This window comes from Pseudomonas sp. FP2254, from assembly GCF_030687695.1.
Taxonomy (GTDB): Bacteria; Pseudomonadota; Gammaproteobacteria; order Pseudomonadales; family Pseudomonadaceae; genus Aquipseudomonas; species Aquipseudomonas quebecensis.
In genome coordinates this window covers 1,989,919-2,004,976 of sequence record NZ_CP117444.1, presented here as the reverse complement: position 1 = coordinate 2,004,976, position 15,058 = coordinate 1,989,919, and the positions used below count along the sequence as shown (strand labels likewise).

At 60.2% G+C, this 15,058-nt stretch carries 13 protein-coding genes and 4 tRNA genes; 6 read left to right on the top strand and 11 right to left on the bottom strand.

The features are described from left to right. Nucleotides 1-2 precede the first annotated feature (2 nt). Both PSH94_RS09350 and PSH94_RS09345 read right to left on the bottom strand, forming a co-directional pair. Nucleotides 3-458, bottom strand: a complete 456-nt coding sequence (locus PSH94_RS09350; RefSeq protein ID WP_181079914.1) for a YkvA family protein — start codon at nt 456-458, stop codon at nt 3-5. A gap of 298 nt (nt 459-756) precedes the next feature. Further along, nucleotides 757-1,488 (bottom strand): FKBP-type peptidyl-prolyl cis-trans isomerase, encoded by a 732-nt coding sequence (locus PSH94_RS09345; RefSeq protein ID WP_181079915.1) that lies wholly within the window; start codon nt 1,486-1,488, stop codon nt 757-759. A gap of 247 nt (nt 1,489-1,735) precedes the next feature. On the opposite strand from PSH94_RS09345, the gene PSH94_RS09340 reads away from it, so the two are divergent. Next, nucleotides 1,736-3,544, top strand: coding sequence for a di-heme-cytochrome C peroxidase (locus PSH94_RS09340; protein WP_305437208.1), 1,809 nt, complete (start codon nt 1,736-1,738; stop codon nt 3,542-3,544). After that, nucleotides 3,541-4,707 (top strand): catalase family protein, encoded by a 1,167-nt coding sequence (locus PSH94_RS09335; RefSeq protein ID WP_305437206.1) that lies wholly within the window; start codon nt 3,541-3,543, stop codon nt 4,705-4,707. The genes PSH94_RS09340 and PSH94_RS09335 overlap by 4 nt, the downstream gene beginning before the upstream one ends. 308 nt (nt 4,708-5,015) lie before the next feature. Here the strand turns inward: PSH94_RS09335 and PSH94_RS09330 are convergent. The 4 genes from PSH94_RS09330 to PSH94_RS09315 form a co-directional block, all read right to left on the bottom strand. Then, nucleotides 5,016-5,092, bottom strand: a tRNA-Asp gene (locus tag PSH94_RS09330). Nucleotides 5,093-5,111: 19 nt separating this feature from the next. Beyond that, nucleotides 5,112-5,187 (bottom strand) — tRNA-Val (locus PSH94_RS09325). A 176-nt stretch (nt 5,188-5,363) separates the two neighbouring features. Beyond that, a tRNA-Asp gene (locus PSH94_RS09320) sits at nt 5,364-5,440 on the bottom strand. A 19-nt stretch (nt 5,441-5,459) separates the two neighbouring features. Further along, nucleotides 5,460-5,535, bottom strand: a tRNA-Val gene (locus tag PSH94_RS09315). 158 nt (nt 5,536-5,693) lie between these two features. On the opposite strand from PSH94_RS09315, the gene rdgC reads away from it, so the two are divergent. From rdgC to sugE, 3 genes are all read left to right on the top strand, one after another. Next, nucleotides 5,694-6,614 (top strand): recombination-associated protein RdgC, encoded by a 921-nt coding sequence (rdgC, locus tag PSH94_RS09310; protein ID WP_181079918.1) that lies wholly within the window; start codon nt 5,694-5,696, stop codon nt 6,612-6,614. Nucleotides 6,615-6,770: 156 nt separating this feature from the next. Then, nucleotides 6,771-7,736 carry a bile acid:sodium symporter family protein gene (locus tag PSH94_RS09305; RefSeq protein WP_266248697.1) on the top strand — a complete coding sequence of 322 codons (966 nt, stop codon included), beginning with the start codon at nt 6,771-6,773 and terminating at the stop codon, nt 7,734-7,736. A gap of 104 nt (nt 7,737-7,840) precedes the next feature. Then, the gene (gene sugE, locus PSH94_RS09300; RefSeq protein ID WP_253511729.1) at nt 7,841-8,155 is read left to right on the top strand and encodes a quaternary ammonium compound efflux SMR transporter SugE; all 315 of its coding nucleotides are present in this window, start codon (nt 7,841-7,843) and stop codon (nt 8,153-8,155) included. A 59-nt stretch (nt 8,156-8,214) separates the two neighbouring features. On the opposite strand, the gene PSH94_RS09295 is transcribed toward sugE, so the two are convergent. The 3 genes from PSH94_RS09295 to PSH94_RS09285 all read right to left on the bottom strand — a co-directional run bounded on the left by PSH94_RS09295 (nt 8,215) and on the right by PSH94_RS09285 (nt 12,638). After that, complete coding sequence (locus tag PSH94_RS09295; RefSeq protein ID WP_305437203.1) at nt 8,215-10,089, bottom strand: MFS transporter; 1,875 nt, start codon at nt 10,087-10,089, stop codon at nt 8,215-8,217. A 68-nt stretch (nt 10,090-10,157) separates the two neighbouring features. Further along, complete coding sequence (locus PSH94_RS09290) at nt 10,158-11,306, bottom strand: TDT family transporter (RefSeq protein WP_305437201.1); 1,149 nt, start codon at nt 11,304-11,306, stop codon at nt 10,158-10,160. A 123-nt stretch (nt 11,307-11,429) separates the two neighbouring features. Next, a complete protein-coding gene (locus PSH94_RS09285) occupies nt 11,430-12,638 on the bottom strand; it encodes an MFS transporter (protein WP_305437200.1) in 1,209 nt (402 codons plus the stop codon). 91 nt (nt 12,639-12,729) lie between these two features. Between PSH94_RS09285 and PSH94_RS09280 the strand changes: the two genes are divergently transcribed. Then, the gene (locus tag PSH94_RS09280; protein WP_181079924.1) at nt 12,730-13,269 is read left to right on the top strand and encodes a TetR/AcrR family transcriptional regulator; all 540 of its coding nucleotides are present in this window, start codon (nt 12,730-12,732) and stop codon (nt 13,267-13,269) included. Between the two features lie 45 nt (nt 13,270-13,314). On the opposite strand, the gene PSH94_RS09275 is transcribed toward PSH94_RS09280, so the two are convergent. Continuing rightward, entirely contained in the window at nt 13,315-14,094 is a 780-nt protein-coding gene (locus tag PSH94_RS09275) for an ABC transporter permease (protein WP_181079925.1), read from the bottom strand. Next, nucleotides 14,091-15,023, bottom strand: coding sequence for an ABC transporter ATP-binding protein (locus PSH94_RS09270; protein ID WP_181079926.1), 933 nt, complete (start codon nt 15,021-15,023; stop codon nt 14,091-14,093). Before PSH94_RS09270 ends, PSH94_RS09275 begins: the two co-directional genes overlap by 4 nt. Nucleotides 15,024-15,058: the final 35 nt, after the last annotated feature.

The window sequence follows — 15,058 nt, the reverse complement described above, 5'->3', positions numbered from 1 at the left end:
GTTCAGTTTTTTTGCGGGTTTTCCTCAGCCAGCAGCGCCGGCGTTGCAGGCAGACGCTCCACCACCGCCAGCTTCTCCGGGCGCTGGGCATTACGCCAGGCGCGAAAGGCGCTCAATTCGCCTTCCAACGTCTTCATCACCCACGCCAGTACGGCGATATCATCGAACATGCCGAACATCGGGATGAAGTCCGGGATCGCATCAATCGGGCTCAGGAAATACATCAGACCGGCCACTATCGAAATCAGCGCCTTGGGGCTGATGGCGCGGTACTCACCACGCCAGTAGGCCAGGCACAGGGCCTGAAGCAACTTGAGATCATCCTTGAGTTTGCCCAGGCGGTTGCCCTGGCTGGAGCCCTTGGCCGCCACCGCGAACAGCAACGTCGGCAAGCGTCCACGTCCCAGCAAGCGAGCCGCCATGGGCAGGAATCGGGTGAAATTGAAAGGTGGTTTCATGGGTCACTCCAGTTCCAGTCGACACACAAGGTTATCCACACAAATTGTGGATAACCTTGTGAACAGAGCCTGTTTTGCGGGCTGAAAGCCACGAACTACAAGGCTTGCAGTCAGATCGGGCGTTTTTTGCGCACATCAAAAAAACCCAAGAATTCATTGACTTGGCGTTGCCGTGCGGTTACCCGTGCTCGAGTGTTATATCAGACTGTTACAGGCTTTGGACGTTCGGTTGAATGTGTGCAGGCCGCAGAAACAACAACGCCCCGTCGAGACGGGGCGTTGTGTGTTCAGGCGCCGATTACTTCTTGGCGGCAGGTGCGGCAGGTGCGTCAGCCTTGGCCGGATCCTTGATGGCCAGCAGCTCCAGGTCGAATACCAGCACGGAGTTGGCTGGGATCGCCGGGCTCGGGCTTTGCGCGCCGTAGGCCAGGTCGGATGGGATGTACAGCTCGACCTTCTCGCCAACGTGCATCAATTGCAGGCCTTCGACCCAACCCGGAATCACGCCGCTGACCGGCAGGTCAATCGGGCTACCGCGATCCACGGAGCTGTCAAAGGTAGTGCCGTTGGTGAGCTTGCCGGTGTAGTGAACAGTCACCACGTCGGTAGGCTTAGGCTGCGGGCCATCGGCTTTCTTGGTGATCTTGTACTGCAGACCGGAAGCCGTGGTCACGACGCCGTCTTTCTTGGCATTTTCTTCGAGGAATTTCTTGCCGGCGGCTGCCGACTCTTCGCTCATCTTGGTCATGCGTTCTTCAGCACGCTTTTGCAGTGCGGCGAACGCTTCAACCAGTTCGTCGTCTTTGAGCTTCTGCTCTTTCTTGCCGACGGCATCTTCAATGCCTTGGGCTACCGCTTTGGAATCCAGGTCATCCATGCCTTCCTGGGCAAGGCTCTTGCCCATGTTCAGGCCGATGCCATAGGAAGCTTTTTGCGCCGGGGTTTTCAGCTCTACGCTGGTCTGCGAATCACAACCCGCAAGTACCAGGCTAACCAGGGCCACCGCCGCCGCCAACCGATGCTGTTTCATGCTATTTCCTTGTTCATGCGCCAATAGGGCATTTGAATAAAGTCGCGAGCTTATCAGGCGGCCACGACCAATGGCTACCGGCATGTGAGCAGGAAACTTCCGATAAGTTCACGTGTTTAAAAGCATTTTCATTCATCATGAGGGCCCGCGACGGACCGCGGGACCGCCTTCATCCAGGCTCATGGCCACTTGCCGCACTCCTGGCGTAGTGGCATAACAACGCAACCCCTAGACAAGGATAGTTATCTTGCGCCTATTTTCCCGTATTTTGCTGCTGCTCGGGCTGCTGCTGGGCTTGGCGGTGGCCGTGGTGATCTATTACACCATCAACCCCAGGTTGCCGGCCTACGTGCCCGTCAAGCACGTGCACTACCAGGACCAATGGAGCGCCGCCGACCGCCAGATCTACTATTTCACGCCCCAAGGTACCCAGGTAAAGGGGCTGCATTATGAGTGGTTCACCGCCCTTGAACTGCCGTTCTCCGAGCAACGCTTTGCCACGCCTGAGTACCTGGCGCGCTTCGGTTTCCTGGTCGACCCCAGGCAAGTACCCTCCGCGCAAAATCCCGGCAACCTGCCCGTAGGGTTCGCCCGCCACAAGAATGCCGACAGCAACGTCGAATACCTGGATATCACCTGCGCGGCGTGCCACACCGGCGAATTGCACTTCAAAGGCCAGGCGCTGCGTATCGATGGCGGCTCGGCCCAGCACGTATTGCCCTCCAGCGTACCGACATTGCGCGGTGGCAGCTTCGGCCAGGCCCTGGTCGCCAGCCTGGCCACCACTTATTACAACCCCTGGAAATTCGAACGGTTCGCCCGCCAGGTGCTCAAAGATCGCTATGACGCCGAACACAGCCAACTGCGCGAGGACTTCAAGCAGTCGCTGAATCAGTTTTTCAAAGTCGCCTGGAACGACACCCACCGGGGCCTCTACCCCACCGAAGAAGGCCCCGGCCGTACAGACGCCTTTGGCCGTATCGCCAACGCCAGTTTTGGCGATGCCATTTCGCCGGACAACTACCGCGTGGCCAACGCGCCGGTGGACTACCCACAACTGTGGGATATCTGGACCTTCGATTGGGTGCAATGGAACGGCTCGGCCCAACAGCCCATGGCACGCAATATCGGCGAAGCATTGGGCGTGGGCGCGACCCTGGCCTTTTTCGACAGCGCCGGTCAGCCCCTGCAAGGCGATGCGCGCTACCCTTCCAGCGTAAGGGTGCGCGACCTCAACCTGATTGAAGAAACCCTGCAGCGCCTCAAGCCACCCACCTGGCCCGAAGACCTGTTCGGTGCCATCGACAAGCCGCTGGCGGCGCAGGGTCGCGCACTGTTCGCGGAAAATTGCGCAGGCTGCCACGTACCGAATGTCACCGAGGAAAACGGCCGTCCGGTGCAGCACTTGAAAATGCTGCCGGTTGAGTACATCGGCACCGACCCCGGCACCGCCGCCAACATTGCCGATCGACGTTACGATCTCAGCGCCCTGCAATGGGACCCGACCGAGCTGGCCAGACTGAATGTCGAACTGCACCCCAGCCCTACCGAGCCGCTGGATCTGAAGAATATGTCCGTGGCCAAAGGCCTGGCCTACGTCACCGCCCTCGTCGAAGACCACGCCTACCGCGCCGCCGGCGTGACCCCGGCCGAGCGCCCGCGCCTGGATGGATACGGCCTGCCGATCGGCGTGCGCGAATTGCGCGCTTACAAGGCGCGCCCGCTGGCCGGCGTATGGGCTACGCCGCCATTCCTGCATAACGGCTCGGTGCCGACCATTTACCAGTTGCTCTCGCCTCAGGATGAGCGCAGCACCACTTTCTATAAAGGCACCTTCAACTACGACCCGCGCCACTTGGGCTTTGAAACCGCGGCATTCAACAATGCCTTCCTGTTCGATACCCGAGTGACCGGCAACCATAACAGTGGCCACGAATTCCGAGCCGGTCAGCGAGGCAATGGCGTGATTGGCCGCAGCTTGCTGCCGCAGGAGCGCTGGGCACTGCTGGAATACCTCAAAGTACTGGGCGGCCCTCTGGAGCAACAACTGCCATGATGATTCGATCTCAATACGATCGCCCCTCCCTGCTCGCACGCCTCTGGCTGCGCCTTGGCCGCTTTGTCGGCAAGACCCTGCTCTGGCTGGTGGCGCTGGGCCTGATTGGCTGGCTGGCGAGTAGCGTCTGGTACGCCTGGCAACACAGCGGCCCGGTGCCGGCGGATGAGCAGGTGCCGCCGGGCGAAGCGGCGATGACCCAAGGCATCATTCAAACGGCGGTGCGCATCGTCGATCAGCATCGCGAAGGTACACGCTACCTGCGCGACGCCCACGCCAAGGCGCACGGCTGCGTGAAGGCCGAAGTCAGCGTGCTGTCCGATCTGGATCCTGCGCTGCGCCAGGGTGTATTCGCCGAACCGGGCAAGACCTGGCAGGCGCTGATGCGACTGTCCAATGGCAACGCTTACCCCCAGTTCGACAGTATCCGCGACGCGCGGGGCATGGCCCTCAAGCTGCTCGACGTGCCCGGCAAACAGCTGCTGGCGGACCAACAAGCCCGTACCGAGCAAGACTTTGTGATGTTCAGTCATCCCAACTTTTTCGTCAGCGACGTAGCGGAGTACGCACAGAACATCCGCGCCCAGGCGGACGGTAAGAAAGTCCTGGCATTCTTTCCCGGTATCGACCCACGCAGTTGGCAAGTGCGTCACCTGTTTATCGCCCTCGCAACCCTGGCGCCGGCGCCCGCCAGCCCGACGCAGACCACCTACTTTTCGGTATCGCCCTACAAGTTCGGTACGGCCAATGCCAAGTTCCGCGTGGCGCCCGCCCCTCAGAGTTGCCCGGAGTACGTGCTGCCCAAACAGAACCAGGACTTGCCGAATTTCTTGCGCAGCGCCTTGAGCCAGCAGTTGTCCACGGACCGGGTGCCGGCGTGCTTCGAATTGCAGATCCAGCGGCAGAACCCGCAGAAATTCATGCCTATCGAAGACACCAGCATCGAGTGGAAGGAGAGCGATGCGCCCTATGAAACCGTGGCCACCGTACGGATTCCTGCTCAGGACTTCGATACGCCGGCGCAGAACCTGGCCTGTGACAACCAGTCGTTCAATCCCTGGTTCGGCGTCGCGGAGCACCGCCCCATCGGCGGTATCAACCGTCTGCGCAAGGCGGTGTACGAAGCGGTCAGCGATTACCGTCATAGCCGCAACGCACCGTAAAGAGTGCATAACAACGGGCCCGGTGCCGTAAGGATTGCGTCGGGTCTATTGAGACATGTTTGCCGCGAATCTACCTTGAGCGCCTACCCCATCACGTAGGAAATCAACGTGGAAAGCTCAACCCTCGGCATGATCGTACTCACCTTGATCGCGGTGTTCGGCACTGCCTCGTTTTGCTTTGAACACCTGGCTACGCGTCAGACACACAAGAAAAAAGTCGAGTAGGCAAATCCCGGGCGAAAAAAAACCCGCTCAATGAGCGGGCTTCTTGTGGCGACCTGGCGTTCAGCGTTCCAGATAACCGAATATGGCGCAGCGGACGGGACTCGAACCCGCGACCCCCGGCGTGACAGGCCGGTATTCTAACCGACTGAACTACCGCTGCGCGTAACACGTAAAGCGAATGGTGGGTGATGACGGGATCGAACCGCCGACCCTCTGCTTGTAAGGCAGATGCTCTCCCAGCTGAGCTAATCACCCTTCGTTTCGGTGTGGGCGCATCATACACCAAAAAATCGTAATGTCTTGATTTAAATGCACTTTATTTTAAAAAAATTCAGTGCGCGATTTTTTGCCGTATGTCGAACAGCAAAAAGCCCGCGATTAAGCGGGCTTTCTGTGGCGACCTGGCATTCAGTGTTCCAGGTAACCGAATATGGCGCAGCGGACGGGACTCGAACCCGCGACCCCCGGCGTGACAGGCCGGTATTCTAACCGACTGAACTACCGCTGCGCGTAACACGTGAAGCGAATGGTGGGTGATGACGGGATCGAACCGCCGACCCTCTGCTTGTAAGGCAGATGCTCTCCCAGCTGAGCTAATCACCCTTCGTTTCGGTGTGGCGCGCATTCTACGGAGCGCCCTCAGGTCTGGCAAGCACTTTCTTAAATCTTTTTTTTCATGCCTTCCAATGGCTTAGGCAGGGTTGGCCTGCGCCAATATGAAGAGAATAATGCCCCCTTTGTATAAAGGAGAGACTCACCCCATGTGGTTCAAGAACCTGCTTATCTATCGCCTGACCCAAGATCTGCCTGTTGATGCCGAGGCGTTGGAAGCGGCCATGGCCACCAAACTGGCACGCCCGTGTGCGAGCCAGGAGTTGACCACTTACGGTTTCGTCGCACCGTTCGGCAAAGGCGAAGATGCCCCCCTGGTTCACGTCAGCGGTGACTTCCTGCTGATCGCAGCGCGCAAGGAAGAACGTATCCTGCCGGGCAGCGTGGTGCGCGACGCAGTCAAAGAGAAGGTCGAAGAAATCGAAGCCGAGCAGATGCGCAAGGTCTATAAGAAGGAGCGCGACCAGATCAAGGATGAGATCATTCAGGCCTTCCTGCCCCGCGCGTTCATTCGTCGCTCGTCGACCTTCGCCGCCATCGCGCCGAAACAAGGCCTGATCCTGGTGAACTCAGCCAGCCCCAAGCGCGCCGAAGACTTGCTCTCGACCCTGCGTGAAGTCATCGGCACCCTGCCGGTACGCCCATTGACGGTTAAAACCGCACCGACCGCCATCATGACCGACTGGGTCACCACCCAGAAACCGGCCGATGATTTCTTCGTTCTCGACGAATGCGAACTGCGCGACACTCACGAAGACGGCGGCATCGTCCGTTGCAAGCGTCAGGACCTGACCAGCGAAGAAATCCAACTGCACCTGACCACCGGCAAAGTGGTAACGCAGTTGGCCCTGGCCTGGCAGGACAAGCTGTCCTTCATGCTCGACGACAAAATGACCGTCAAGCGCCTGAAGTTCGAAGACCTGCTGCAGGACCAGGCCGAACAGGACGGCGGCGACGAAGCCCTGGGCCAGTTGGATGCCAGCTTTACCCTGATGATGCTGACATTCGGCGACTTCCTGCCGGCGTTGATCGAAGCACTGGGCGGCGAAGAGACCCCGCAGGGCATCTAAGCCGTGTGAGGATCGGGATGTGGCAGGGGGCGAGCTCTGGATTGCGCGGTGTCGGTCAACTTATTCATTGGCCGGCACAGTGCGATAGGGGCAAGCCCCCTCCCACATTTGACCGCATCAACCTTTCAAAAAAGACCAACAAAAAAGGACATCCCCATGCGCGCCCTCGCCAGCTTGAGCCGCTTCGTCGGCAATACCTTCGCCTACTGGGTGTTGATTTTCGCCGTTGTGGCGTTCTTCGAACCGACCTGGTTCATCGGCCTCAAAAGCGCCATCGTGCCGTTGCTGGGCCTGGTGATGTTCGGTATGGGGCTGACCCTGAAACTGGATGACTTCGCCGAAGTCGCGCGCCATCCATGGCGCGTGGCACTGGGCGTGGTGGCGCACTTCGTGATCATGCCCGGCGTGGCCTGGTTGTTGTGCCAGGCGTTTCATCTACCGCCGGAAATTGCCGTCGGTGTGATACTGGTGGGCTGCTGCCCAAGCGGCACCTCGTCCAACGTCATGACCTGGCTGGCCCGTGGCGATCTGGCGTTGTCGGTGGCCATCGCCGCTGTCACCACCCTCCTCGCCCCGCTGCTGACGCCGGCACTGATCTGGCTGCTCGCGTCAGCCTGGTTGCCGGTGTCGTTCATGGAGCTGTTCTGGTCGATCCTGCAAGTGGTGCTGCTGCCGATCGTCCTCGGCGTGGTGGCGCAACGCGTGCTCGGTGAGCGCGTGCGCCATGCGGTGGAGGTATTGCCGCTGGTATCGGTGATCAGCATCGTGATGATCGTCGCCGCGGTAGTTGCGGCGAGCCAGGCAAAGATTGCCGAGTCGGGCCTGTTGATCATGGCGGTGGTGATGCTGCATAACAGCTTCGGCTACTTGCTGGGCTACTTCACCGGTCGCCTGTTCAAGCTGCCTCTGGCGCAACGCAAATCCCTGGCGCTGGAGGTGGGCATGCAAAACTCCGGGTTGGGCGCCGCGCTGGCCAGCGCGCACTTCTCGCCATTGGCGGCGGTGCCGAGCGCGCTATTCAGCGTCTGGCACAATATTTCGGGGGCGTTGCTGTCGACTTACTTCCGCCGCATGAGCGAAGAGCAAGACCGCCGCGCAGTGGAACACACCCCACCAACTTGATCGCCGGCTCGATGTTCGGCACTCTGACGGACTTCGCGGGGACGACCCCGCGACGCTTTCAAGCGCCAATTCCGGGGACGACCCCATCTGCAGAAGGGTTACCCATGTCCTGGATCATTCTGTTTTTTGCCGGGTTGTTCGAGGTCGGCTGGGCCGTCGGCTTGAAGTACACCGACGGTTTCAGTAAGCCGCTGCCCACCGTCCTGACGCTTGCCGCCATGGCCGTCAGCCTCGGCCTGCTGGGCCTGGCCGTCAAAGAGCTGCCGCTGGGCACTGCCTATGCCGTATGGACGGGCGTGGGCGCCGTCGGAACAGTCATTGCCGGGATAATCCTGTTCGGCGAATCCATGGCGTTGTTCAGGCTGGCCAGTGTCGCGCTGATCATATGCGGGCTCATTGGCCTCAAGCTCAGCACCTAGGCCGCCAGCCCTTATCGCGGGCGGCTTGAGCGCGATAAGGGCTGACTACTCGTACCAATCTAGCGAACCGTCCCACGCAACCCCGCCACCGCTTCCTGCAACCGGGCAGGCGTAGCCGCCTCCACTGCAACCGGCGCGCCGGCCACCAGCACCACCCGCGACCAGATCCGGCGCAGGAAGCCTTTGTTCGGGTCCCGGCTGAAGAAACTGCCCCACAGCCCCTGCAACGCCATGGGGATCACCGGCACCGCCGTCTCTTCCAGGATGCGCGTCACGCCACCCCGAAACTCATTCATCTCACCATCGGCCGTCAGCTTGCCCTCCGGGAAGATACAGACCAGCTCCCCGTCCTTAAGGTATTGAGCTATGCGCTTGAAGGCTTGCTCATAAATCTGAATATCTTCGTTGCGCCCGGCAATTGGAATCGCCCCGGCGGTGCGAAAGATAAAGTTGAGCACCGGCAAACGGTAGATCTTGTAGTACATGACAAAGCGAATCGGCCGACGCACCGCGCCGCCAATCAGCAGCGCATCGACAAACGACACGTGATTGCACACCAGCAACGCGGCGCCTTCATCGGGGATGGCCTGCAGGTTGCGGTGCTCCACGCGGTACATGGAATGGCTGAGCAGCCAGATCATGAAGCGCATGGTGAACTCCGGGACGATCCGGAAGATGTAGGCGTTGACCGCGATATTGAGCAGCGACACCACCAGGAACAGCTGCGGAATCGACAGCTTGGCCACGCTCAGCAGCAGGATCGACACCATCGCCGACACCACCATGAACAACGCGTTGAGGATGTTGTTGGCGGCGATTACCCGCGTGCGCTCGTGTTCAGCCGTGCGTGACTGGATCAACGCGTACAACGGCACGATATAGAAACCGCCGAACACACCCAGGCCGAGGATATCGCCCAGTACCCACCACGCTTGGCCGTAGCTGAGCACCGCCAGCCAATCGTTGGCCTGGACGTTCTGCGCGAAGCCACCCGAGTGCCACCACAGCAGCAGGCCGAATACCGTCAGGCCGAATGAACCGAACGGCACCAGGCCGATTTCAACCTTACGCCCGGACAGCTTTTCGCACAGCATCGAACCCAGCGCGATGCCCACCGAGAACACCGTGAGAATCAGAGTGACCACGGTTTCATCGCCGTACAGCCACTCCTTGGCGTAGGCCGGGATCTGCGTCAGGTAGATCGCGCCGACAAACCAGAACCACGAGTTGCCGACAATCGAGCGCGACACTGCCGGCGTCTGCCCCAGGCCCATGCGCAGGGTGGCCCAGGATTGACTGAAGATATTCCAGTTCAAACGCAGTTGCGGCGTGGAGGCCGCCGCACGCGGAATGCTGCGGCTGGCCAGATAACCCAGGACCGCCACGCCGACGATCGCCACCGACACCACCGGTGCGTAATGAGTGGACGACATCATGATCCCGGCGCCGATAGTGCCGGCCAGGATCGCCAGGAATGTGCCCATTTCCACCAGGCCATTACCGCCGACCAATTCGTCGTCGCGCAACGCCTGGGGCATGATCGAATATTTGACCGGGCCGAACAGCGCCGAGTGCGTGCCCATGGCGAACAGCGCCAGCAGCATCAATTCCAAATGATTGAACAGAAACCCGGTGGCACCCACGGCCATGATCACGATTTCGCCGATCTTGATCGCGCGTATCAGGGCGTCCTTGTTGAATTTCTCGCCGAACTGCCCGGCCAGCGCCGAAAACAGAAAGAACGGCAGAATGAACAGCAGCGCGCACAGGTTGACCCAAATGGCGCGATCACCGTCGATGGTGAGTTTGTAGAGAATCGCCAGGATCAGCGATTGCTTGAAGATGTTGTCGTTGAAGGCACCCAGCAACTGGGTGATGAAAAACGGCAGAAAGCGCCGCGTGCGCAGCAAGGTGAATTGAGAAGGATGGCTCATCGTCGTCCGTGTTCCTGCGTGGCCTGAAGGCTTATCGATTATCAGGCTACGACTTTACCTAATCCTGCTTACTTATTCCCTAATCCTGCAATGCACGGTGAAACAAAAAGCTCACCTCTATAGGCGCCGGCAACGGTGCGTCTGGCCACGATCAACCACATCAACGCCAGCGCCGCCACCAACACGCTGCCCACCACGTTGAAGAACGCCAGGTGCAACACGCTTGCCAGTTTGAGCGTGGTCAACGCGTACACGCCCAGGGGAAAGGTAAAGCCCCACCAGCCCAGGTTGAAGGGGATTCCTGCGCGCAGGTAGCGCAGTGTGATCAACACCGCAATCAGCATCCACCACAAGCCGAAACCCCACAGCGTGACACCGCCCACCAGGCCCAGGCCGTTGGCAATGTCGCCGATGCCAGGCACGCCGTTGGCGGCGAAGATAGCCGGTGCATCGCCTCCCAGCAGCAACATGCCGAGAGCACCGGTGCCGATGGGGCCAAGGGCCAGCCAACTTGACGCGGCCATATTGGCGTGGGGCAGTTTGTGCAAGGCCATGCGCAGCATCAGGATGGTCAGAATGCTGAACGCCACCGGCAGGGAAAATGCCCATAACACATAGCTGGTCACCAGCATCACCAGTTGCCCATGGGCGTCGACCAGGTGCGGCGCCAACAGCCCACCACTGGCGGCGGCGACCTCGGCGGCGACAACGGGCAGCAGCCACACGGCGGTCATCTGGTCGATGCTGTGCTCTTGGCGCGTGAACATCATGAACGGGATCAGCACGCCGCAGGCCAGGGCCATGGCCACATCCAACCACCACAGCACCTCGGCCCACGGCACCACGGCATTGCCCCAACGCGGCAGACCGAACAGCAGCAGACCGTTGATGATCGTGGCCAGGCCCATCGGAATGGTGCCGAAGAACATCGAAACCGTGGAGTGCCCGAAGATCCGCCGCGCCTCGTGAAAAAACATCACCCAGCGCGCGGCGTACAAGCCGCTGAACACTATGAACAAGACGATGGTGAACAACCACAGCGTTTCGGCCAGGGCATGCATGCCCGGCAGTGCCACCGGCAATTGGGCCAGGGCCAGGGCGAGCACGCCGGTGCCCATGGTTGCGGCGAACCAGTTGGGCGTGAACTGGCGAATCACTTCCCGAGGCCGGGTCAGGTGACTGAAGGGTTTGTAACTGGGAACAGCGGAACAGGTCATGGTGAAATCCTCTTCCTCGTATGAGGGTGAGACCATGGTAGAACCTGATCGAATATCTATATAACGGGTAATATCTCTAACTGTTATCTGTTTTGCAGATAACGACGGCAGACTGTGTTCAATTCATCGCACGCACTTGGTGGGGCTGGACATTGCTCTGGTCATGGCGCGACCTTGCAGCAGCAGCGCCAGCAAGGCGCTCAGGGCCAGCACGATCAATAAGGCGCCATACCCATCCGTGGTGGCAATCAGACCGAACGTGCGCGTCAGTGTGCCGGCCAACAGCGCGGGTATGCAGAAAGCCAAATAACTGAGCACGTAAAATGCCGACATCAGGCCGGCCCGTTCATGGGGCAACGCCAGTGGCACCACGCTGCGCACAGCGCCCAGGAACCCGGCGCCGAACCCGCTGCCGGCGATCAGGGTGGCGATGAAGAACAGCGCCAGGCTGGCGGTGTGCACGGCCCCGAGGATCAGCGCCACGCCCATGGCCAACAGCATTGCGCCCAGGCGCAGAACCTTATGCGCGGCGCGATAGCGCAGACCATAAATCATCAACGCTCCGCTGACGGTCAGCACCGCCACCAGCGCTCCCCCGATCAGGTTCGATGTCGAGCCGGTCGTCGCGCGCACTAATGACGGCGCCAGGGACAAATAAAAACCGCCCATGGCCCATACCGCGATATCCACCGGCAACGCGATCCACAGCGCGCGGCGGGCCTGGGCAGGCACATGCAAGGTTGGCCACAACGACGCCAGTGCTCCTGGAATACGACTGACCGTTTCCGGCAGGCGCCATACCGCCAAGGCCTGCAACAGCAGGCCGCCGAACAGCACCCAGTAAATCAACCGGGTCGGGGACGGCGCGTACTCCACCAGCAGGCTGCAGCCCATCGCACCACAGGCCATACCCAGCAAAGGCGCAAGGCTGTTGATCAGTGGGCCGTGCTCGCGATCGGTATCCAGCAGCGCCGCACCGAGCACGGCGGTGGCCATGCCGGTGGCAAAGCCTTGCAACGTGCGCGCAGCGATCAGCCAGGCCACGCTGCTTTCATTGATAAACAGCAGCATCGCCAGCATTTCCAGAATCAGCGCAGCGAAAATAATCGGCTTGCGCCCCAGGTAGTCCGACAGTGAGCCCACCGTCAGCAGCGCCGCCAACAAGCTCAGGGCGTACACGCCGAAGATCAGCGTGAGCATGCCCGGGGAGAAATCCAATTGTTGCTGATACAGGTGGTACAACGGCGTCGGCGCGCTGGACGCGGCAAGAAACGTCAGCAAGGTGATCGCCAGAAACACCAGGCTGGGACGATGGGAAGTAAGGCTGGACATGCGCACGCTCCGTTAAAGCTAATATTTTGCTTTTGTGGAGTGTGCTATCCGTTGGCGCTTAAAGCAAATTCTTTGTGTTAAGGTCACGCCCATGGTGATTAAAGAAGGCCTACGCCCGGGAGGCCGCAGTGCCCGGGTACAAGCGTCGGTACATAGCGCGGTGCGTGAACTGCTGGAAGAGCATGCGCGTTCCAGCGTGACAGTGCCGATGATTGCTGCGCGCGCCGGGGTAACCCCGTCGACCATCTACCGACGCTGGGGAGACCTCGGCGCCCTGCTCGCCGACGTGGCCCTGGCGCGCATGCGACCGGACAGCGAGCCGGCCGACACCGGCAGCCTGCGCGGTGACCTGCGGGCCTGGGCCGAGCAATATCTGGATGAAATGAATTCGGAGCCGGGGCGCATGATGATGCGCGATGTGCAGTGCAGCCAGACCCCAGGCTATTGCGTGAGCATTCTGAGCGCGCAGCTGCAGGCGATTGTTGACCGCTACCCTGCCGACACGGCGCCAAGCGTGGACCGCTTGATCAACCTTCTGGCCGCGCCCACGGTGTTTCGCATTCTGTTTTCGAACACGCCTTTGACAGTTGCAGAGCTGCACGCGTTGATCGAGCTGGCACTGAAGGCGTGACGCAAAACTAAAGGTGGGAGGGAGCTTACCCCCCCCCACAGGGGCTCAGGTGCGCATCCCGCGCCCACTCACCAGCAGCCGCGCACAACCGATATACAGGACCACGGTGGCCACGACCATGAAGGTAATCGCCACGCTGATCTTGATATCCGACACGCCGAGGATGCCGTAGCGGAAGGCATTGACCATATGCAGCACCGGGTTGGCCAGCGACACGGTCTGCCAGAACGGCGGCAGCAGGCTGATGGAGTAGAACACTCCGCCCAAGTAGGTCAGTGGCGTCAGCACGAAGGTCGGGATGATCGAGATGTCATCGAAGTTGCGTGCAAACACGGCGTTGATAAAGCCTAGCAGCGAGAAGATAGTCGCCGTCAGCACCACCACCAGAATCGTCACCCCGAGGTGATGGACCTGCAAGTGAGTGAAGAACAGCGACAGTAGCGTTACGATCACCCCGACCATCAAGCCGCGCAGCACACCACCGAGGGTGTAGCCGATCAGGATGGTGTGCGGCGACACTGGCGACACCATCAGCTCCTCGATGGAGCGCTGGAATTTGCTGCCGAAGAAACTCGAGACCACGTTGCCGTAGGAGTTGGTGATCACCGACATCATGATCAGGCCAGGCACGATGTACTCCATGTAGGTAAAGCCACCCATGTCGCCAATCTGGCGGCCGATCAGGTTCCCGAAGATCACAAAGTACAAGACCATGGTGATCGCCGGCGGCAGCAACGTCTGCGGCCAGATCCGGGTAAAGCGCTTCACTTCGCGATAGACGATGGTCTGCAGCGCGACGAGGTTGGGTTGCAGTTCGGAACTCATACCGCCACCTTCGCCAGATTTTTCTCCACCAGGGACACGAACAACTCCTCGAGGCGATTGGTTTTATTACGCAGGCTCAGCACCTCGATGTTCTGGGTGGCCAATTGGCCGAACAGCGCGGTGATACCCATGGCTTTATCCACCTGGACTTCCAGGGTGCGGCTGTCTACCAGGCGGCTGGGGTAGCCTAGCAACTGCGGCGCGGTCGTCAGTGTGTTCTTCAGGTCCAGCAGAAACGTTTCCACATGCAACTGGCCAAGCAGGTTGCGCATGCTGGTGTTCTCAACAATGGTGCCGTGGTCGATGATGCCGATGTTGCGGCACAACTGCTCGGCCTCTTCCAGGTAATGCGTGGTGAGAATGATGGTGATGCCCTTCTCGTTCAGCTCGGTGAGAAAGGTCCACATCGAACGTCGCAGCTCGATGTCCACGCCGGCGGTAGGCTCGTCGAGAATGAGCAGGCGCGGCTCGTGCACCAGTGCGCGGGCGATCATCAGGCGCCGCTTCATGCCGCCTGACAACGAGCGCGAAGGCACGTCGCGCTTGTCCCACAGGCCCAATTGCGTGAGGTACTGCTCGGCGCGTTCCTTGGCGATTTTCGCTGGAATACCGTAGTAGCCCGCCTGGGTCACGACAATATCGAAGGTCTTTTCGAACTGGTTGAAGTTGAATTCCTGGGGCACCACGCCGATGGAACGCTTGAGCGCCGCCGGGGATTTGTCCAGGTCATGGCCGAAGATATTTACCGTGCCGCTGGTCTTGTTAACCAGGGTGGACAGGATACCGATGGTGGTGGATTTGCCGGCACCGTTGGGGCCGAGCAAGGCGAAGAAATCACCTTCGGCAACGTCCAGATCGATACCACTCAGGGCCTGGAAACCGTTGCCGTAGGTTTTGGTTAGCTGCCGGATGGACAGAGCGGAACTCATATCGGATTACGCACCAGAGAAGGGAATAGAAAGAG